Genomic DNA, 18,618 nt, shown 5'->3' on the forward strand with positions numbered 1-18,618 from the left:
CTGGCGAGACCATTCCCGCCGCGATGATAAGGGCTACGCGATGCGGTCGCGCCGCTCCGTGACTTCGGGCACATTCGAGAACTGGCGGGGCTGCGTTCTGGGGCAAAAGCTCCCGTTGCACACCGGGTGAACTTGAGCCTGCCGACCGCGACTAAGGGAACATGTGAGCGAGCCTTTAGACCAAGCCGCCGCCGTGGTGTGCTGCCGCTCTCAATAGCCCCGTGAGAATGAAGTCGGAGACGCTTGTCATGAATGAATGGATATCTTCGCTGGTCACATGGTTGCCGTTCCTGGCGGCGATCGCCGTGTGGTTTTGGTTCGCGCGCCGCAACGGCATGCAGGCGCGTGGATCTTCCGGCTCGACCATGATCGAGCTGTACGAACAGCAGGTCGCGGAGACCCGGCGGATGAACGGCTTTCTGGAGCGGATCGCGGCGTCGCTGGAGAAGCGGGAGAAGTAGGGCGCAACAGCGAGGTGTATTGCGCACGGGCGGTGCCTCCAGGTGGAATACGCCGCGCGTTTCGGCGGCGCCACAAACCAGCCTCCTTTGGTATGAAAATGCGTTGCCATAACGCCGCCGCGCGCCTGCGCGGCCATAACGACCAAGAGGAAACGACATGAGGACGACGACCGCGAGGGTGGGGGCCGTAGTGGCGGCGCTGGCAGTGATGGGGGTAGCCTGGGCGCACGGGCCGACCCGTCAGAAGGTGCGGGAATCGATCGAGATCAACGCGCCGCCGGCCAAGGTGTGGGCCGTGATCGGCAATTTCCAGGACATGAGCTGGCTGCCGCCGGTCAGCAAGACCGAGGGCGCGAAAGGCAACGCGATCGAGGCCACGCGGCGGCTGACGCTGGCTGGTGGTGCGACCGTCGATGAGGAACTCTACAAGTACGATGCCGAGAAGATGACCTATTCCTACCGGATCAACGCCGTCGACGTGAAGGTGCTGCCGGTAACCAACTATTCGTCCACCCTGACGGTCACGCCCAGCGCCGACGGCAAGGGAAGCAGCCTGGAGTGGGCCGGCGCGTTCTACCGCGGTTTTCCCAACAACGATCCGCCGCCGGAGCTGAGCGACCAGGCCGCCGTGAAGGCGGTGAGCGGGCTCTATAAGGCCGGCCTCGAGGCGCTGAAGAAGAAGGTCGAAAGCGGAAGCTGATCGTGCGGGCTAGAGTCTTGTCTTGACGCGTTTTCTGAGCGCGAACCGGGTCCACTTCGCTGGAAAACGCTATGTCGTGCTGGCGGCCGCGGTCGCCAGCATCGGAACGGTGTGGGCCACCCGCGCCGAGGAGGCGTTCGTCACCAATCAGCTCAGCGAAAATCTCACCGTCGTTGACCTCGCGACGTCGCGGCCCGTCGCGACCATCGCGATAGGCGGCAAGCCGGCCGGGGTTGCCATCACGCCGGATGGACGCTTCGCCTATGTGACGAGCCCCGACGCCAAGGCGCTCACCGTGGTCGATGCCGCCTCTCGCCAGGTCGTCGGCAGGATCAATGTCGGCGGTGGTCCGCTCGGCGTTGCGGTGGCACCGGATGGCGGCGCGGTCTATGTCGCCGACTGGTACGCCGCGGCGGTGCGGGTGATTGATCCGAAAGAGCAGCGCGTGATCGCCGATATCGCGGTCGGCGCATCGCCGTCGGGGCTTGCGGTAACACCGGACGGGCGGCTCCTGCTCTCGGCGGACCGCGATGCCGACAGTGTATCCGTCGTGGATACCGCGACGCGCGAACGCCGGGCGGTCATCAAGGTCGGCACGCGCCCCTTCGGCATCACGATCGATGCGGACGGCCGGCGGGCCTACACCGCCAATGTCGGATCGAACGACGTCTCCGTGATCGACATCGCCGAAAGCAGTGAAATCGGGCGCGTGAAGACGGGCCTTCGCCCCTACGCGGTCGCACTCGCCCAGGGCCGCGGCTTCGTCACCGACCAGTATGACGGCACCGTCAGCGTGTTCGATCTCGCAACGCTTGCGCCGGTCAAGCGCATCAATGTCGGCGACTATCCGGAAGGGATCGCGGCGACGGCGGACGGCAGGCAGATCATCGTGGCGAACTGGGAGAGCAACTCGATCAGCGTGATCGATGCGGTCGAGCTGAAGGTGACCGGCGAGATCAAGGTCGGCGACGGACCGCGGGCGTTCGGGATGTTTTTACGGCGGTAGTCGGCACCAGCGGAGGGTGGTGCTCCGCGGCAACCGGACGCGCGCGCAGGCCGGGCTCGTCGGTGCTATAATTGGCGGGAGAACAGAGAAAACAGGGAGGATTGCCATGTAGCATACCCTGGTGCCCAGTGATCGCGTCGAGCACGCGAACGTCTACGGACGAGACGGCGCAAAACTCGGCACGATCGAACGTCTGATGCTGGACAAGGTGAGCGGAACGGTCGCGTATGCCGTAATCAAAACCGGCGGCATGCTCGCCCCCCACCACCATTATCCGGTGCGGTGGGACGAACTCAGGTTTGATCCCGCGCGTCAGGCCTTCGTGGTCGAGCTGACGTTGGACGATTTGCGCGCCGGCCCGTCCGAGTTCGACGAAGACGGCTTCGACTGGGGCGACCGCTCAAGATCGTATCGGCACCCGCATTATTGGACGGTGTAGGGGGGCGGCGGGGTTAGCCCCACGAGTCTCCAATCGGAGCGGGTAGGGTGGGTAGAGCGAAGCGAAACCCACCATTCTGTGATGGGTTTCGCTGCGCTCGACCCATCCTACGCGCTACCACAAAGGTTGACCGTCATGGCTCCCGTCGCTCACCCCGGCCGTTTATTGAAGCGCGAACTGGCTGCTCGCAAACGCAGCGCCAATCGTTTGTCGCTCGACATCGGCGTACCCTCAGGCCGCGTCACCAGCATTCTCAACGGTCGCCGTTCGATTACGGCTGACGCGGCGATGCGCCTTGGCTGCTATTTTGGCAATGGCGCGCAGTTCTGGCTCGACTTGCAGGGCCAATACGATATTGGCGTCGTTGAGCGGAGCCGAAAATCAGGCTCAAGCTTTGCCGGATAAGCTTTTTATCCATCGTTCGTGAAACTGTTTCTGCTGCTCCACCGTGGACGGAACGACCGTTTGATCTGCATCAAAAATGTTGACAATATCTTTCCGCAAGGCCGGAGACCCTATGTGCATCCTGTATGCTAAGATCGCTGGCCCCATAGATTTCTGCATTCCAGACGGATAAACATTCTCGCTGGCACCAAAGCAATGGAGCAATGCGCCAGTTTTTTCCAAGTCGTGACGCAGGTTTTTCAGCGCCTCAAAGAAGTCCTCTTCGGACTCGGCGACCTTGGTTTCAGCGCCTTGCTCGAAAAAAACCCGATATATCTCTTTATCGACTTCCAAAATTTCATCGGCGGTAACTCTAGCGGACCGCCGCGACCCATCCGCAAGAACGACGACGATCTCGCCAGAGAAATATCGTTCCGATTCCATATTCCGGCCTAAGCGCCGATCAAGCGGATAGGGGAGTCAGCTCAAATACCCGGCCGTATTTCGACGCCTCGGCAATGTCGCCTTCGTGCAATGCAAGCCGAACCGATTCAAGCTTCTTAGCATCATCAAGCGAAAGATATGGCGACCATCCGCCTTCATCTTCGATGAGTTCGACGGACACTTCGGCGACGTATTTACCGTCACGGACCAGCTCGATTTTCGTTCGTGTCATGGCGTCCTGCGCTTCATGAAATCCGGCGACCATCGCAGCGGATCGGGCCTATAGGCCGTCACAAGCACGGCCGGGCCGTCACTGCCTCTCCGAATACCCCAAACGACATGCACGGGGCGGTCAGAGGAGTCGCGCTGCAATACTAGAACTGTCGGACCTCGAGTTGCATCAAAATAATCCTCGATCACAACGGCTGATGCGATGCCGTCGAGTAGATCGTCAAGCAGAATATCATCCGCCGCCAATTCGCGAAAGCCGTGCAGAGAGGAACGAACCTCGCGGCGTGCCACAAGGATCTTGATCCGGGCAAGAACATCACTCAATTTTCCTGCCCTCGTCCAGGCATGCTACTCCGCCGCCTCACTCGCCCCCGCACTCTTCCTCGGCTTCCCCGCCGCCCGCTTCAGCACCGGCTCCAGAAACTTGCCCGTGTAGCTCCGCGGCGCCTTGACGATGTCCTCCGGGGGGCCCCAGGCGACGATTTCGCCGCCGCCGTCGCCGCCTTCGGGGCCGAGGTCGATGACCCAGTCGGCGGTCTTGATGACTTCGAGGTTGTGCTCGATCACGACCACCGTGTTGCCCTGCGACACCAGCTCGTGCAGCACTTCAAGGAGCTTGGCGACGTCGTGGAAGTGCAGGCCCGTGGTGGGTTCGTCCAGGATGTAGAGCGTGCGGCCGGTGGCGCGCTTTGACAACTCCTTTGCCAGCTTGACGCGCTGGGCTTCGCCGCCGGACAGCGTCGTGGCCTGCTGGCCGACATGGATGTAGTCGAGGCCGACGCGGTGCAGCGTTTTGAAAGTTTCGCGGACGCGCGGGACCGCCTTGAAGAACTCGGCGGCTTCTTCCACGGTCATGTCGAGCACGTCGGCGATGCTCTTGCCCTTGAACAGGACTTCCAGCGTCTCGCGGTTGTAGCGCTTGCCCTTGCAGGCGTCGCAGGTGACGTAGACGTCGGGCAGGAAGTGCATCTCGATCTTGATGACGCCGTCGCCCTGGCAGGCCTCGCAGCGGCCGCCCTTGACGTTGAAGGAGAAGCGCCCGGGCTCGTAGCCGCGCGCCTTGGCTTCGGGCAGGCCGGCGAACCACTCGCGGATCGGCGTGAAGGCGCCGGTATAGGTCGCGGGGTTGGAGCGCGGGGTGCGGCCGATCGGCGACTGGTCGATGTCGATGATCTTGTCGATATGCTCCAGCCCCTCGATGCGGTCGTGGGGCGCGGCGCCCTCGCTGGCGTTGTTGAGTTTTCGCGCGATGGCCTTGTAGAGCGTGTCGATCAGGAGCGTCGACTTGCCGCCGCCGGAGACGCCGGTCACGCAGGTGAACAGGCCGAGCGGAATTTCCGCCGAGACGTTTTTCAGATTGTTGCCGCGCGCGTTGATCACCTTGATCGTGCGGCGATGGTTCGGTGGCTTGCGCTCGGGGATCGCCACCGACAATTCGCCGGTGAGGTATTTGCCGGTCAGCGACTTCGGATTGGCCATCACCTCGGCGGGCGTGCCTTGCGCGACGATGTGGCCGCCATGCATGCCGGCGCCGGGGCCGATGTCGAGCACGAAGTCGGCGAGGCGAATGGCGTCCTCGTCATGCTCGACCACGATCACGGTATTGCCGAGGTCGCGCAGCCGCTTCAGCGTTTCCAATAGCCGCGCATTGTCGCGCTGGTGCAGGCCAATAGAAGGTTCATCCAGCACATAGAGCACGCCTGTCAGCCCCGAGCCGATCTGGGAGGCGAGGCGGATGCGCTGGCTTTCGCCGCCGCTTAGCGTGCCCGACGAACGCGACAGCGTCAGATAATTGAGGCCGACGTCGAGCAGGAACGACAGCCGCTCGCGGATCTCTTTCAGCACGCGGATGGCGATCTCGTTCTGCTGGGCGTTGAGCGCCTTGGGCACGCTCTCGAACCATTCGCCGGCGCGGCGCACCGAGAGTTCGCTGATCTCGCCGATATGCTTGCCGCCGATCTTGACGCACAGCGCCTCCGGCTTCAGCCGGTAGCCGTGGCAGCCCTCGCAGGGGATGTCCGAAAAATACTTTGCCAGCTCCTCGCGCGCCCATTCGCTTTCGGTCTCGCGAAAACGGCGGTTGAGGTTGGTGATGACGCCCTCGAACGGTTTCTTGGTGTCGTAGGAGCGCACCCCGTCCTCATAGGAGAACTTGATCTCGTCGTCGCCGGAGCCGTGCAGGATCGCGGCCTGCGTCTTCTTCGGCAGGTCCTTCCATTTGGTGTCGAGCGTGAACTTGTAGAACTTGCCGAGCGCGGTCAGCGTCTGGATGTAGTAGGGCGAGGACGATTTGGACCAGGGCGCGATCGCGCCCTTGCGCAATGTCAGCTCCTTGTCGGGGATGACGAGGTCCTCGTCGATATGCTGCTCGACGCCGAGGCCGCCGCAGGCCGGGCAGGCGCCATAGGGGTTGTTGAAGGAGAAGAGCCGGGGCTCGATCTCGGGAATGGTGAAGCCGGATACCGGGCAGGCGAATTTCTCCGAAAACAGAATCCGTTCCGGGCCGCTCTTGTCGTGGATCTTTGCGGTCTTCTTGTCGGACTTCTTTTCGGACTTCTTTTCGTCGTCGGTGCTGCCCGCGGGCGCGTCGGCGTATTCGATCACCGCCAGCCCTTCGGCGAGCTTCAGCGCGGTCTCAAAGCTTTCGGCGAGGCGCTGGCCGATATCGGGGCGGACCACGATGCGATCGACGACGACGTCGATGTCGTGCGGGAATTTCTTGTCGAGAACAGGCGCTTCGGCGAGCTCATAGAAGCTGCCGTCGATCTTGACGCGCTGAAAGCCCTTCTTGAGGTATTCGGCGAGCTCCTTCTTGTATTCGCCCTTGCGGCCGCGCGCGACCGGCGCCAGCAGATAGAGCCGCGTGCCTTCCGGCAGCGCCAGCACGCGGTCGACCATCTGCGACACCAGCTGGCTTTCGATCGGCAGGCCCGTCGCGGGCGAGTAGGGCACGCCGACGCGCGCCCATAGCAGGCGCATGTAGTCGTAGATCTCGGTGACGGTGCCGACGGTCGAGCGCGGGTTTTTCGACGTGGTCTTCTGCTCGATCGAGATCGCCGGCGACAGGCCGTCGATCTGGTCGACGTCGGGCTTCTGCATCATCTCGAGGAACTGGCGCGCATAGGCGGAGAGCGACTCGACGTAGCGGCGCTGGCCCTCGGCATAGATGGTGTCGAAGGCGAGCGAGGATTTGCCGGAGCCGGACAGACCGGTGAACACCGCGAGCTTGTCGCGGGGAATCTCGACGTCGATGTTTTTCAGATTGTGCTCGCGCGCGCCGCGGATCGTTATCGCGCGCGTTCCCGAGCCGGCGTTGGTTTGGCGCTTCGCCCTCAGCACTTCATCCATATCGGCATTTCCAGGCGCGTGGAGGCGCGCCACGTTGGGCGCGCATGGCCAGGGAAGACCTAAGCCGGGCGCCGATGGCAGAAAGCTGGAACGTAGGAAGAACGGGGCGGGATTTCCAGTGCTCGCAGCGAGCCATCAACGGTTTGTTTTGCAATGAGTTGCCAAGGGATCGCAATGGCAGCAGATGGCAGCGGAGCCGTGGGCGGAACCAATGCGCTCAAGCAAAATGCGCTCAAACAAAAAGGCCACCTCAAAACAAAAATGGCCACCTCAAAACAAAAAGGCCGGCGCGAGGCCGGCCTTTTCATCAAATCGTTTGGTGCAGCGAAGCTCAGTACTTCGCGATGACCGGGCCGCCCCAGCGATAGTTGACGCGCACGGTCACGAGATCGACGTCCTGGCGGATGCGTTCGCTGAAGGTGCCGCCAGCCACATTCGTAAAGGTGGCGGTTCGGTTCCCCATGAACAGATGATCGTATTCGACGGCGGCCGACCAGTTCGGGGCGAAGCCGTATTCGAGGCCGACACCGACCACGCCACCCCAGCGGTTGTCATCGTTGGACGAGGCGATCAGAGCGTTGCCGACAGTGGCATTGACGCGATAGCGATCGGCGGTCACAGCCGCACCGCCCTTGACGTAAAACAGGACGTTGTTGGCGGCGTAACCGACCTGACCGGTGAGCAGGCCGAACGCGTCGACCTTCGAGCGAATGGTCGTTCCCGCGCCAAAGCCCACGGGTCCAAGGCTCACGCTGCTGCCGCTGAAGTCGGCCCAGTTGCCCTGTCCTTCGACGCCGAACACCCACGTGCCAGCCTGCCAGCGATAACCGATCTGGCCACCGGCGGTGCCGCCGCTTGCATCGTGGCAACCTTCGCTGGCAACGAACACGCCAGCGCCATTCAAGGCGTCCCAGCACTTGCGGCTCGTACCCCAACCACCGTTGGCGCCGACGTAGAAGCCGCTCCAGTCGTAAATGGCCGCGATCATCGGGGGCGCCTTGGTGTAAGGACGCGCAGCGAGATCAGCCGCAGCGGCGGGAGCCGCAAAGGCAACGAGAGCAACCGTACCCAGCAAAAACTTCTTCATTTCAAATAGTCCCCAGTCCGTTGTCCGCTTCCCGTTGGTCCCGAAGCGTTTTCGTCCAAGACGCGAGCGCCGCGCCGTTGGATAAATCCATACGCCGATTCAACCGGAAATGCCGTCTCCGAAATGCAACACTCGCGGGTGAAGTGCGGACCCTTCAAGGTAATGATTTGTTTAGAATATCCGTCGCGCAGCGCCGGCCACGGCACGATGCGAATACCGAAATACCGGCCGGGCGTGGATGACCTGAGGTTGCGTAGAACAAAACTGGAACAATGCCGCGGGCAATGCTATATGTGGATAACCGCTGCTTTGCCGAGGGATCGCTAAGTCGGGGCGGCCATCGGGCGTATAGGGTCGTCTCAAATGTCCTGACAGGATGAGGCGGCCAATCCGGCGGCCCGTGCCGGCCGATTGCAGCGGTCGGGCAGCAGTTTTTTGGTCCCGATTTTGAGTGGAGAGCGACGATGGCGGGAAGCGTGAACAAGGTGATCCTGGTCGGAAACCTCGGCAAGGATCCGGAAATCCGGCGGACACAGGACGGGCGGCCGATCGCCAATCTGAGCATCGCGACTTCGGAAACCTGGCGCGACAAGGGCACCGGCGAGCGCAAGGAAAAGACCGAGTGGCACCGCGTGGTGATCTTCAATGAAGGGCTCTGCAAGGTCGCCGAGCAGTACCTGAAGAAGGGCGCCAAGGTTTACATCGAGGGCGCGCTGCAGACCCGCAAATGGACCGACCAGAGTGGGGTCGAGAAATACTCGACCGAAGTGGTGCTGCAGGGCTTCAATTCGACCCTGACCATGCTCGACGGCCGCTCCGGCGGCGGCGGCGGCAGTTTTGGCTCCGACGATTCCAGCGGCGATTTTGGCGGCGGCCAGGCCACTTCCGCGCCGCGCCGCGCGGTAGCCGCCGGCGCCGGCCGCAACAACGACATGGACGACGATATCCCGTTCTGATCGGGGCCTGTCAGACCAACCGGGTTTGCGTGCTGTCCAAAAGACAGCGGGTTCGCGCAAGCTCGGTTGGCTCGTGTGTATTCTTAAAAATCTGATCCAACGGGTTGATTCCATGGGCATGCGCTTGTGCGATGCAGCATTCTGACTCGCGTCTATGTGAATGATATTTACATTAGGATATTGATTTAACGTTTTTCGTCTTGCGTTCGGCGATCGCGCGGGCCGTCGCCGGATGGAACCCTGGGGAGCGTCCGTCATGAGCTTCGCGCCGCTGCTGGATGCCGCCCCCGCGATCCCGTTTCATGCCTTTGCGGCGATGGCGGCCTTTGCGCTTGGCGTGGTCCAGTTCGCGGCCCCGAAGGGAACGCTGCCGCACCGGACGCTTGGCTGGATCTGGGTTGGCCTGATGGCCGTGGTCGCGATCTCCTCGTTCTGGATCCACGAGATCAGGCTGCTGGGTCCCTGGAGCCCGATCCATCTGCTGTCGATCTTCACGCCCATCATGCTGGTGCTCGGCGTCTGGTACGCGCGCCGGCACAAGGTCCGCGGCCACAAGATCACGATGATCTCGATCTTTGCCGGCGCGCTGGTTGTTGCGGGGCTGTTCACCTTCGTTCCCGGGCGGATCATGCACGCGGTGGTTTTCGGCCAATAGGCGACGCTGAGAACACCGGTTTTGACGAGCTGGATTTGGCCGCGAAGCGGCCGTATCGGGAGCCCGGAAATGGCTGGCGCGATGACTTGCCGGAAGGGCGCCGCGGGTCCTGTAAGTCCATGAAAAAACGAAGGGAAAAACAGCTGGCCGGGAGCGCCTTGGGGTGGTTAAAAGCACCCCGATACGCTATATGATTCCCAGCCTAGAACTGACCGGATTCCCCCTTTGTCTGATAACGATGAGAACAAGCCCGGCGAGCCGCCGGCGCCTTCCGATATTCGTCCCGTTTCCATTCTGGACGAGATGAAGCGCTCCTACCTCGATTACGCCATGAGCGTGATCGTGGCGCGTGCGCTGCCGGATGCCCGCGACGGCCTCAAGCCCGTGCATCGCCGCATTCTGTACTCGATGTACGAGCAGGGGCACACGCCGGACAAGAAGTACGTCAAGTCCGCGCGCGTCGTCGGTGACGTGATTGGTAAGTATCATCCGCACGGCGACCAGTCGATTTACGACGCGATGGTCCGGATGGCGCAGGAATTCTCCATGCGCGTGCCGCTGATCGACGGGCAGGGGAACTTCGGCTCGGTCGACGGCGATCCCCCGGCGGCCTACCGGTATACCGAAGCGCGCCTGACGAAATCGGCGCTCGCCGTGCTCGGCGATATCGACAAGGACACCGTCGATTTCCAGGCCAACTACGACAATTCGGAGAGAGAGCCGTCGGTTCTGCCGGCCAAGTTCCCGAACCTCCTGGTCAACGGTGCCGGCGGCATCGCCGTCGGCATGGCGACCAACATCCCCCCGCACAATCTCGGCGAAGTCATCGACGCCTGCACGGCGCTGATCGACAACCCCGCGCTCGGGATCGACGACCTCATCAACATCGTACCCGGCCCCGATTTTCCGACCGGCGGCATCATCCTCGGCCGCCAGGGTATCCGTTCGGCCTATCACCTCGGCCGCGGCTCGATCGTGATGCGCGGCAAGGTCGCGATCGACACAATTCGCAAGGACCGCGAAGCGATCATCATCACCGAAATTCCCTACCAGGTGAACAAGGCCACCATGGTGGAGCGCATCGCCGAACTGGTGCGCGAGAAGAAGATCGAGGGCGTCTCGGACCTGCGCGATGAATCGTCCCGCGAGGGCCTGCGCGTCGTCGTCGAACTGAAACGCGAAGCGGTGCCGGATGTCGTTCTGAACCAGCTCTATCGTTTCACGCCGCTGCAATCGAATTTCCCGGCCAACATGCTGGCGCTGGATTCCGGCCGCCCGCAGACCATGAACCTGAAGGACCTGCTGACGCTGTTCATCGCGTTCCGCGAGCAGGTCATCACGCGCCGGACCAAGTTCCTGCTCAACAAGGCCCGCGACCGCGCCCACATCCTGGTCGGTCTGGCCATTGCCGTCGCCAATATCGACGAGATCATCCGCGTGATCCGCGCCTCGCCCGATCCCACCACCGCCCGCGACAGCCTGATGGCGCGCGACTGGCCGGCGCGGGATGTCGAGGCGATGATTACGCTGATCGACGATCCCCGGCACCGGATGGCGCCTGACGGCACTGCGCGGCTGTCGTTCGAACAGGCCAAGGCCATTCTCGACCTCCGCCTGCAGCGCCTGACTGCGCTGGGCCGCGAGGAGATTTCCGAAGAGCTCGACAAGCTCGCGGTGGAGATCGCCGACTATCTCGAGATTCTGCGCTCGCGTGCGCGAGTGCAGGCCATCGTCAAGGCCGAACTCGCCGAGGTGAAGGCCGATTTCGCTACCCCGCGCAAGACCGTCATCATGGAGCAGGAAGACGAGGTCGAGGACGAGGACCTGATCCAGCGCGAAGACATGGTGGTCACGGTCTCGCATGCCGGCTACGTCAAGCGCGTGCCGCTTTCGGCCTACCGGGCGCAGCGCCGTGGCGGCAAGGGCCGCGCGGGCATGCAGACCCGCGACGAGGATTTTGTCTCCAGGCTGTTCGTGGCCTCGACCCATACGCCGGTGCTGTTCTTCTCCTCGCGCGGCCAGGTCTACAAGGAAAAGGTCTGGCGGCTGCCGATGGCTGCTCCCAACGCGCGCGGCAAGGCGCTGATCAACATCCTGCCGCTGGAGCAGGGCGAACGCATCACCACCATCATGCCGCTGCCGGAGGATGAGTCCTCCTGGGGCAATCTCGACGTGATGTTCGCCACGACCGGCGGCAACGTCCGCCGCAACAAACTCTCCGATTTCGTCGATGTCCGCCGTTCCGGCATCATCGCCATGAAGCTCGACGAGGGCGAGGCGATCGTCGACGTGCAGATCTGCACCGAGCGCGACGACGTGCTGCTGACCGCCGCCGGCGGCCAGTGCATCCGCTTCCCCGTCACCGATGTGCGCGTCTTTACCGGCCGCACCTCGATGGGCGTGCGCGGTATTGCGCTTGCCGAAAACGACAGGCTGATCTCGCTGTCGATCCTGCGCCATGTCGAGACCACCTCGGACGAGCGGTCGGCGTATCAGAAGATGCGCCGCGCGGTGGCCGGCGAGACCGGCGCCGAAGAGCCCGCCGATGTCGAGGCCGAGGAGATTTCAGGTACGCTCCAGCTCTCCCAGGAACGCTATGCCGAAATGTCGGCACAGGAGCAGGTGGTGCTGACCGTGTCCGTCAACGGCTACGGCAAGCGCACCTCGTCCTACGAATACCGCACCACGGGCCGTGGCGGCAAAGGCATCGTCGCGATGTCGGTCAACAACCGCAACGGCAAGCTGGTGGCTTCGTTCCCGGTCGAGGACAGCGACCAGATCATGCTGGTGACCGACAAGGGCCAGTTGATCCGCTGCCCGGTCGAGGGCATCCGCATCGCCGGCCGTTCGACACAGGGCGTGATCGTGTTCGACACCGCCGAGGACGAGCACGTGGTCTCCGTCGAGCATATCGGCGACGACGGCGAGAATGGCGAGAACGGCAATGGCGGCTAGCGCCCTGTCAGGGCGCGGTCTCATTTCAGCGGAGCCAAATTCGGTTTGACGCGAGCTTGACGGAAGCCAGATTGCTGGGCGTTCGTTAATCGTGTCGGGCGCGCCACGCGCCGCTATTTCTTCGTTGCGGCATCCGCCGGAGCGCCCGGGACAGCGCGCGGCATCGATCGCGAACCAGGGTGCATGGTGATCGTGTGGCTGGACAAGTAGGTGGCGCACGTGCTGCCGCTCAATAGCGATGGGCCGCTGGCGGCGTTCTTCGACGGCTTCATGACGCGACGGAGCTGAATGCGGCGTGCAATTTGATTGGGACCGGATGCCTGCAACCGGACCGAGCCTGCGTATGTCCGTTGTTCGGGGACGACCGGAAGTGACCGGCACGCGGCCAGCCGACGCGACTGACCCTTAGCTGACATCGAGCCTAGTCAGTCACAGGCCGGTTGGGGCGATTTGTCGCTCAACCGTGCGGTAGCAAAGTGCTAGGCTAAACCTAACGCCAGCGTGTTCTTCGGGAAGGCATGCGACGGCGCTAGTTCATCATTGATTGGCGGTGCATTGGCAATTTGGCCGCTGGCAGCGCGGGTGCAGTAGCCGGCGGGTGAGGATTACCGCATCGGGTACTTAGCGCATCGGGTACTTAGGTTGTGTCGGTTTCTCTGACGCACTCCTAATGCTGCCAGATCCGAGAAGGTCGGAACATCGAATGACATTGGGAAGTCAGCATTGAAGATTGGGCTGCCGACGATGTTTGGCTTGAGAGATGACCTCGCGGTTCACCTTTCCAGGCGGGGTCCTGCGAGAAATGGGAGCTGAGTTTTCGGGAGCGAAGAGGAGGATTTCATGGCTGGACGTGATTGGCGCATCGAAGCTAAGTACGTTGAATACTGCAGTTGCGACCTTGGCTGTCCATGCGAGTCGATGGCCGATCCGACATACGGGATCTGCACCGGCTTAGTAGCCTTCAAGATCGACAAGGGCCACTGCGAGAAACTCAGTCTCGACGGTCTCGCGGTGGTGGCCACTTTTTACTTTCCCAGAGCCATCCACCACGGCCACGGCGTCTTACAGCCGATCATCGACGAGCGTGCCAACGACGCGCAGCGGGACGCGCTGTTCTATGTCCTGTCCGGCGAGGACCAAAAGGCCGGCACGATGTTCCAAATTTTTTCAACCATTATCGAGACCATCAAGGACCCGCAGTTCTCGAACATCACTTTTGAATGGGACTTGGCAAAGCGCACCGCACGCATTGAGGTGCCGGGCTTTGTCAGGGCCAACAGCGAGCCGATCCGCAATCCGGTGACCGACGAGGAGCACCGCATGCTGACGGTGCTGCCCAACGGCTGGGTGTTCCATGAAGCCGAAAGCGCCGCCGGATTCGCCAAGGGGATCGGCGCGATCAAGTTCGATCTTAACCGCCGGCACAGTTCGCTGGCTAATGTCGCTTGGGATCCGAACGGACTCGTCCACTCCTACGACGAATACAAGCAGAAATTCGGACGGCCATAGACGACCTCACTGGCGATGAAGCTGCTGCCGTCGATGCTCGAAAAGGTACTGCACCGCGACCGGGTGATCGTGGGGGCGGGGTTGCTCTCGGTCATCGCGCTGTCGTGGTTTTGGGTTGCGCTCGGCGCCGGCATGGACATGAGCGCGGTCGAGGTAACGCGCATGCCTCGAGACATGGTGATGACGCCGGCGATCTGGACGGCAGGCTATGCTGCGCTGATGTTGTTGATGTGGTTTGTGATGATGGTAGCAATGATGCTGCCGAGCGCCACGCCGATGCTGCTAATTTTCGCGCGCGTCAGCCAGCGTGAACGAGCGGCTGAGCGGCCGTGGGTCTCGACCGGCATCTTTGCCTCAGGGTATCTCGCAGCTTGGGCCTGCTTCAGTGCGGGGGCGGTCGCGATGCAGTGGGGGCTGGAAGAAAGCGGACTGCTGTCGGCAATGATGGTTACCACCACGGCCTGGCTCGGCGCCGCGATCCTGATCGCCGCCGGGCTTTGGCAGTTTTCGCCGATCAAGCATGCCTGCTTGCGCCAGTGCCGTTCGCCCGTCAGCTTCCTAGCCGCCCACTGGCGTGTCGGACGCGGTGGTGCATTCCGTATGGGCCTGACACACGGTGCCTATTGCCTAGGATGCTGCTCGTTCCTAATGGCGCTGCTGTTTTTTGGCGGTGTTATGAATCTTTGGTGGGTCGGGGGGCTCGCAGCGCTCGTCCTGCTCGAAAAGACTTTGCCGATCGGCCACTGGCTGGCCTACGCCGTCGGGGGCGCGCTGGTCGTTTGGGGGGTATGCCTGGTGGCGAGCGCCAGCAAGCACGTGTTTGATCTTCTTTGATTCCGAGTGCTCTCGCATGAGTACTCCATCTAGTCGCGTTGCAGTGCTACGACGTCTGGTTTCAGGGATAGGCCGGGCTCATGAAGGGGTAGGGCTGGACTTCCGTTCTTGGCACGAAGCAGATCTGCCGGGGCGGCCTAGCGACGTCCGCTCTTTTGGATACAACGGACCTCGCAGTTCTGCGCGCGCCTAAGTCCAGAAAATGACCCATAGCCGACATGACGGCTGGGCCCACCGATGTCAATGCAACGGCGGACGTGGAGCGGGCAGGTCAGGATTTTCGTGTGAGCGGTAATTGCGGAGAGCCAAATTGCCTCAAGTGGCATTTTGCGGGCCCCTTATTCGGCAGCTTACCGCTGTCTCGCGTCCGCATTCGCCCATCTTGGACGTGACGCCGAGGCGCACGCGGCGGCGGCGAGTGTGCTTGAGCACGATCCCAATTTAACAATAACCACATACATCGCTCGCGGCGGACGATCAAACGCGAAGCTGTTTATCGAGGGCCTTCGGAAAGCGGGGTCGCCGAGTAGCTCTGATGCTTGTTCCGGCAGGGAGCACACGAAGCCGCGTTGTCGGGTTATCGGATAACCCAGTCAGCGCTGTTTCGGTGCTCGAAGCGCGTATAGCCTTTGATAGATCATCGGCTCTGGCATCCAATCAAGCAAGGTGTATCCAAGTGGCAGCTTGATCAGGCTGGCGATAATTCGAGATGAAGGCGGATGCCAGTAAACGGACAGGTTATGAAATTTAAGGGGAGCGAACCCCAGAGTCGTGAACTCGTGCATCAATCGCTTGTGACCGAAGTGTCTTCTGTAGTCGACGATTGGACCCGAAAGCAAAAGTATCTTGCCAGAATGTTCCTTGGCGACCTTCTCCAAAAACGCTTCTCGCTCCGGTAGGGACAGATAGTAGACGCATTCGAGGGCTGCGATGACGTCGTACCCCTCGAATGAGGCTTGCAAAAAATCAACGCTCTCAAATCTGGCGTTTGGCAGGCTTAGCGATTTGGCGCGAGCAATTGCTACATCGCTGATGTCGATGCCAACCACCGATCGTGCTTTGTCAAAGATAGCTTGCGTCAAGTGGCCTTCGCCGCAGCCGAGCTCAAGAACGGATTTGTCCCGGACGAATGGCTTCAGGCATCGGCGCAACACCTTGTCCCTGAATTGGGCGTGGGAAATATGCCAGGGGTCAGGGGTCGCGTAATAGAGATTGAAATCTGCAGCCGTTCGCATGGCTGGTTTCCGCTTGGTTGAAAGACACGCAATCTTCCCACTCGCCGAGAACGAAATGTCTGTGGCGCGTTGGCGAGATCCCGGTGCTTCAAGCCTTGCCTTTGGCGGCAACGCCTATTGCATGCTCACCCTTTCGCGCCATCGCGCTTCGAAAGTATCAAAGTCCTTCAGTGCCCAGGCTTGGGAGTCCAATGGATTGCCGGACTTCTCTGTGGCCGCGGTTGTAACTTTTCCGGCGGAAACGGGTTGCGGGGATGCTTCCTTGGGCCATTCCAGCAACGATTTCGACAGCATGGGCTTGCCTTCGTACCAGCACTTTCGTCCATCGATCAGACGATAGGACCACCAACGCCCGTGCGTATTTGACGGCGTCGCGGCGCTGCATTGTTGTTTGGCCTGCGCGTTTGGCATCCCAACTGGCAAGAGCGTAGCAATCCAAACGGCCAAGGCGATTGGTGGGAGTTTTCTCATTTGCGCACTTGTTGCTGCAAGCGGCTTACAGCGACTACCAAATCGGGGCGGCCGAGAACTTCCACCAAGCTGTCGAGGATAGTTTCATTGTTCTGCGGCCAGGGCCGAAGGTAATCTTCCAGTATGCGTTGCGCTTCGCTAATCGCCTGAACAGTCAATTGTTGATCGGTCATGTCTTCTTACCCATCAAACAAAACGCGCCCCGCCGAAAGCGGAGCGGGAAATCAAGACCCTTTTGGGAATTATCCCCGTTATTCTGCCTTATTCGATCAATTTTTGTTTCAATGTGGAGACGGTCGTGTGCGACCGTGGCGCGGCATGCACTATCTGGAGGTTGTGCGACCGGACCAATACGTGGCGCACGTTCCTCCGCTCAATGGCCACAGGCCCCTGGCAGCGTTCTTCGATGCTCACGACGCCAACGGGCGGTTAGCGCCAATCGACGCTTTCCAACTCCCGGGTGAGTTCGGCAAGCCGGTCGTGCATGCCGAACTGCGCCTTCCAGCACCATAGCTCCAGCGTGCAGCAGAGCCGGTAGAGGTCGATCGTTTCCTGCCAGTTCGGGCGCTCGATGACGCCATATCCGGCAAGCAATCCCGAACGCTTCAGTGCGTCCTGCGGCTTTTGGTGCGGTTTGACATCAGCGGATCGCCGGCTGTGGCGTTTTCGAAATCGACGATGCCGGACAGAAGCGGTGCGCGGCTCGCGGTCACCAGCACGTTTCCGGCGTGAAGATCGTAGTGACAAAGGCGAGGGACGACCGCTCCGTCGAGCAGATGCCGGCGCGCGGCAATGCCGACCCTGAGCCGCTCGGCTAGCGCGGGATCGCCGGCGCGCTCGCCGAACTCCGTCAGCTTCCGCTCGAACTGGGAAGACATGTAGTTGCGGTTGGTGGCGTGAGGCGTCCAGACGCCGTTCGGGCCGATATAGCCGAAGCTGTCGAGCGTGATGTCGTTGATCTCGCGCAGGCTCGCGCCCATCTCGGCGTAGATCGCAAACAGCTCGGCGTCCGGCAGTTCCGCCTCGTGGCTACCCAATACTAAGCCGTCGAGCTTGTTCATCAGGACGAAATGGAGGTCGATGACCGACCGCGTATCGTCGGCGACGAGAATGCGGGGAACAGGCGTGCTGATACCGCGCAGGAGGTCCAGCACGTGGACCTCTTTCGCCATCTTCCACGCCATCGACGCCGGATAGATTTTGAGAATGTAGGAAGAGGCATCTGCCAGCGTGATCTCGAATATCGCGCTGATCTCTCCGCCGCGCAGCTCGGTGGCGCCTACTACGGAAGAATGGGGAGCGAGGCGACCCGTGATCGCCCGCGCCTGGTCGATCGAGATTGCCAGCCGAGGCTTTAGCGGCGTTGGCGCGTTATCCGGCATGGACGTCGATTCCAGCGACTGCTTTGCCAAGCGAATAGCACGGGTGAAACGAAGCACAACCTGGGAAAATTCTCGCCGCATCGGGCCGGCACGCACGAAAACGTGTGCAGCACAAGGAATGCGGCGGGCATTCGAGAGCCTGGTTCCACGCAATCAAACTTTTGCCAAACGTCGCCGCTACCTCGACCGCCGGCTGGCGGTAGCGATAAAATTGTGGAACTCAATCATGTCGGCATACCCGAGCGTCACAATCGATAGAGAGCTGCGTCATCCAGGCGTCGAGGAAACTTGTGTAGAGACGGCGGGCCGATCCGATCTCGGCGGCGTCTTCGTCGCCGCACTTTATGCTGCGCTCGTCGTTCCCTTGATGACGGGGTGGTTGTACTTGCTCGGCCTGTCGTTCTGGAAGGTCATGATCTGGATGATTGCTTGATCATGCACGGTTCTCTGTCCGGCCCCCTCAAGCCCTGCGCGCGGAGCACATGAGATGCTGGACGTCCTTGCCATTTTGGTTTTGCTCG

General features: G+C 61.7%; 22 protein-coding genes. 12 read left to right on the forward strand and 10 right to left on the reverse strand.

Annotated features, from left to right (window positions below):
* Positions 1-248: 248 nt before the first annotated feature.
* The 5 genes from JQ597_RS03140 to JQ597_RS03160 all read left to right on the forward strand — a co-directional run bounded on the left by JQ597_RS03140 (position 249) and on the right by JQ597_RS03160 (position 3,011).
* On the forward strand, positions 249-461 hold the full coding sequence (locus JQ597_RS03140; RefSeq protein WP_212262787.1) for a hypothetical protein: 213 nt from the start codon (positions 249-251) through the stop codon (positions 459-461).
* A gap of 157 nt (positions 462-618) precedes the next feature.
* The gene (locus JQ597_RS03145; RefSeq protein ID WP_212262788.1) at positions 619-1,161 is read left to right on the forward strand and encodes an SRPBCC family protein; all 543 of its coding nucleotides are present in this window, start codon (positions 619-621) and stop codon (positions 1,159-1,161) included.
* Positions 1,162-1,237: 76 nt separating this feature from the next.
* Complete coding sequence (locus JQ597_RS03150; RefSeq protein ID WP_349628781.1) at positions 1,238-2,167, forward strand: YVTN family beta-propeller repeat protein; 930 nt, start codon at positions 1,238-1,240, stop codon at positions 2,165-2,167.
* 121 nt (positions 2,168-2,288) lie between these two features.
* On the forward strand, positions 2,289-2,606 hold the full coding sequence (locus tag JQ597_RS03155) for a PRC-barrel domain-containing protein (protein ID WP_349628776.1): 318 nt from the start codon (positions 2,289-2,291) through the stop codon (positions 2,604-2,606).
* 81 nt (positions 2,607-2,687) lie between these two features.
* Entirely contained in the window at positions 2,688-3,011 is a 324-nt protein-coding gene (locus JQ597_RS03160; RefSeq protein ID WP_249147180.1) for a HigA family addiction module antitoxin, read from the forward strand.
* Here JQ597_RS03160 and JQ597_RS03165 read toward each other — a convergent pair.
* Genes JQ597_RS03165 through uvrA form a run of 4 tightly spaced genes read right to left on the reverse strand, consistent with a single transcriptional unit; the run spans position 2,994 to position 7,013 of the window.
* Complete coding sequence (locus JQ597_RS03165) at positions 2,994-3,434, reverse strand: hypothetical protein (protein WP_212262988.1); 441 nt, start codon at positions 3,432-3,434, stop codon at positions 2,994-2,996. The two genes, JQ597_RS03160 and JQ597_RS03165, sit on opposite strands and share 18 nt — an antisense overlap.
* Before the next feature lie 19 nt (positions 3,435-3,453).
* Positions 3,454-3,666 carry a hypothetical protein gene (locus tag JQ597_RS03170; RefSeq protein WP_212262789.1) on the reverse strand — a complete coding sequence of 71 codons (213 nt, stop codon included), beginning with the start codon at positions 3,664-3,666 and terminating at the stop codon, positions 3,454-3,456.
* Positions 3,663-3,989, reverse strand: a complete 327-nt coding sequence (locus JQ597_RS03175) for a DUF4258 domain-containing protein (protein ID WP_212262790.1) — start codon at positions 3,987-3,989, stop codon at positions 3,663-3,665. Before JQ597_RS03175 ends, JQ597_RS03170 begins: the two co-directional genes overlap by 4 nt.
* A 24-nt stretch (positions 3,990-4,013) precedes the next feature.
* Positions 4,014-7,013: an excinuclease ABC subunit UvrA gene (uvrA, locus tag JQ597_RS03180; protein WP_212262791.1), complete on the reverse strand. Its 3,000-nt coding sequence runs from the start codon at positions 7,011-7,013 to the stop codon at positions 4,014-4,016.
* Positions 7,014-7,187: 174 nt separating this feature from the next.
* Between uvrA and JQ597_RS03185 the strand changes: the two genes are divergently transcribed.
* Positions 7,188-7,361 (forward strand): ubiquitin family protein, encoded by a 174-nt coding sequence (locus JQ597_RS03185; RefSeq protein WP_212262792.1) that lies wholly within the window; start codon positions 7,188-7,190, stop codon positions 7,359-7,361.
* Here JQ597_RS03185 and JQ597_RS03190 read toward each other — a convergent pair.
* Positions 7,345-8,100 carry an outer membrane protein gene (locus JQ597_RS03190; protein WP_212262793.1) on the reverse strand — a complete coding sequence of 252 codons (756 nt, stop codon included), beginning with the start codon at positions 8,098-8,100 and terminating at the stop codon, positions 7,345-7,347. The genes JQ597_RS03185 and JQ597_RS03190 overlap by 17 nt on opposite strands.
* A 464-nt stretch (positions 8,101-8,564) precedes the next feature.
* Here JQ597_RS03190 and JQ597_RS03195 point away from each other — a divergent pair, with 464 nt between their 5' ends.
* The 5 genes from JQ597_RS03195 (at position 8,565) to JQ597_RS03215 (ending at position 15,009) form a co-directional block, all read left to right on the forward strand.
* On the forward strand, positions 8,565-9,056 hold the full coding sequence (locus JQ597_RS03195) for a single-stranded DNA-binding protein (RefSeq protein ID WP_192739871.1): 492 nt from the start codon (positions 8,565-8,567) through the stop codon (positions 9,054-9,056).
* Between the two features lie 256 nt (positions 9,057-9,312).
* Positions 9,313-9,711, forward strand: coding sequence for a DUF2306 domain-containing protein (locus JQ597_RS03200; protein WP_212262794.1), 399 nt, complete (start codon positions 9,313-9,315; stop codon positions 9,709-9,711).
* A gap of 225 nt (positions 9,712-9,936) precedes the next feature.
* A complete protein-coding gene (gene gyrA, locus JQ597_RS03205; RefSeq protein WP_212262795.1) occupies positions 9,937-12,666 on the forward strand; it encodes a DNA gyrase subunit A in 2,730 nt (909 codons plus the stop codon).
* Between the two features lie 840 nt (positions 12,667-13,506).
* Positions 13,507-14,175 carry a DUF1326 domain-containing protein gene (locus JQ597_RS03210; protein ID WP_212262796.1) on the forward strand — a complete coding sequence of 223 codons (669 nt, stop codon included), beginning with the start codon at positions 13,507-13,509 and terminating at the stop codon, positions 14,173-14,175.
* Positions 14,176-14,190: 15 nt separating this feature from the next.
* A complete protein-coding gene (locus tag JQ597_RS03215; protein ID WP_212262797.1) occupies positions 14,191-15,009 on the forward strand; it encodes a DUF2182 domain-containing protein in 819 nt (272 codons plus the stop codon).
* Between the two features lie 593 nt (positions 15,010-15,602).
* Here JQ597_RS03215 and JQ597_RS03220 read toward each other — a convergent pair.
* The 5 genes from JQ597_RS03220 to JQ597_RS03235 form a co-directional block, all read right to left on the reverse strand.
* A complete protein-coding gene (locus JQ597_RS03220) occupies positions 15,603-16,244 on the reverse strand; it encodes a class I SAM-dependent methyltransferase (RefSeq protein WP_212262798.1) in 642 nt (213 codons plus the stop codon).
* Positions 16,245-16,358: 114 nt separating this feature from the next.
* On the reverse strand, positions 16,359-16,715 hold the full coding sequence (locus JQ597_RS03225) for a hypothetical protein (RefSeq protein ID WP_249136028.1): 357 nt from the start codon (positions 16,713-16,715) through the stop codon (positions 16,359-16,361).
* On the reverse strand, positions 16,712-16,888 hold the full coding sequence (locus JQ597_RS03230; protein WP_192736102.1) for a hypothetical protein: 177 nt from the start codon (positions 16,886-16,888) through the stop codon (positions 16,712-16,714). Before JQ597_RS03230 ends, JQ597_RS03225 begins: the two co-directional genes overlap by 4 nt.
* Positions 16,889-17,144: 256 nt before the next feature.
* Positions 17,145-17,309, reverse strand: a complete 165-nt coding sequence (locus JQ597_RS37475) for a hypothetical protein (RefSeq protein WP_249147187.1) — start codon at positions 17,307-17,309, stop codon at positions 17,145-17,147.
* A gap of 11 nt (positions 17,310-17,320) precedes the next feature.
* Positions 17,321-18,097, reverse strand: a complete 777-nt coding sequence (locus JQ597_RS03235; protein ID WP_249147188.1) for a phosphotransferase family protein — start codon at positions 18,095-18,097, stop codon at positions 17,321-17,323.
* Between JQ597_RS03235 and JQ597_RS03240 the strand changes: the two genes are divergently transcribed.
* Positions 18,096-18,530, forward strand: coding sequence for a hypothetical protein (locus tag JQ597_RS03240; protein ID WP_212262799.1), 435 nt, complete (start codon positions 18,096-18,098; stop codon positions 18,528-18,530). The two genes, JQ597_RS03235 and JQ597_RS03240, sit on opposite strands and share 2 nt — an antisense overlap.
* The last annotated feature ends 88 nt before the right edge of the window (positions 18,531-18,618 follow it).

Origin of the sequence: Bradyrhizobium sp. AUGA SZCCT0177 (genome assembly GCF_018130125.1) — a bacterium.
GTDB lineage: Bacteria > Pseudomonadota > Alphaproteobacteria > Rhizobiales > Xanthobacteraceae > Bradyrhizobium.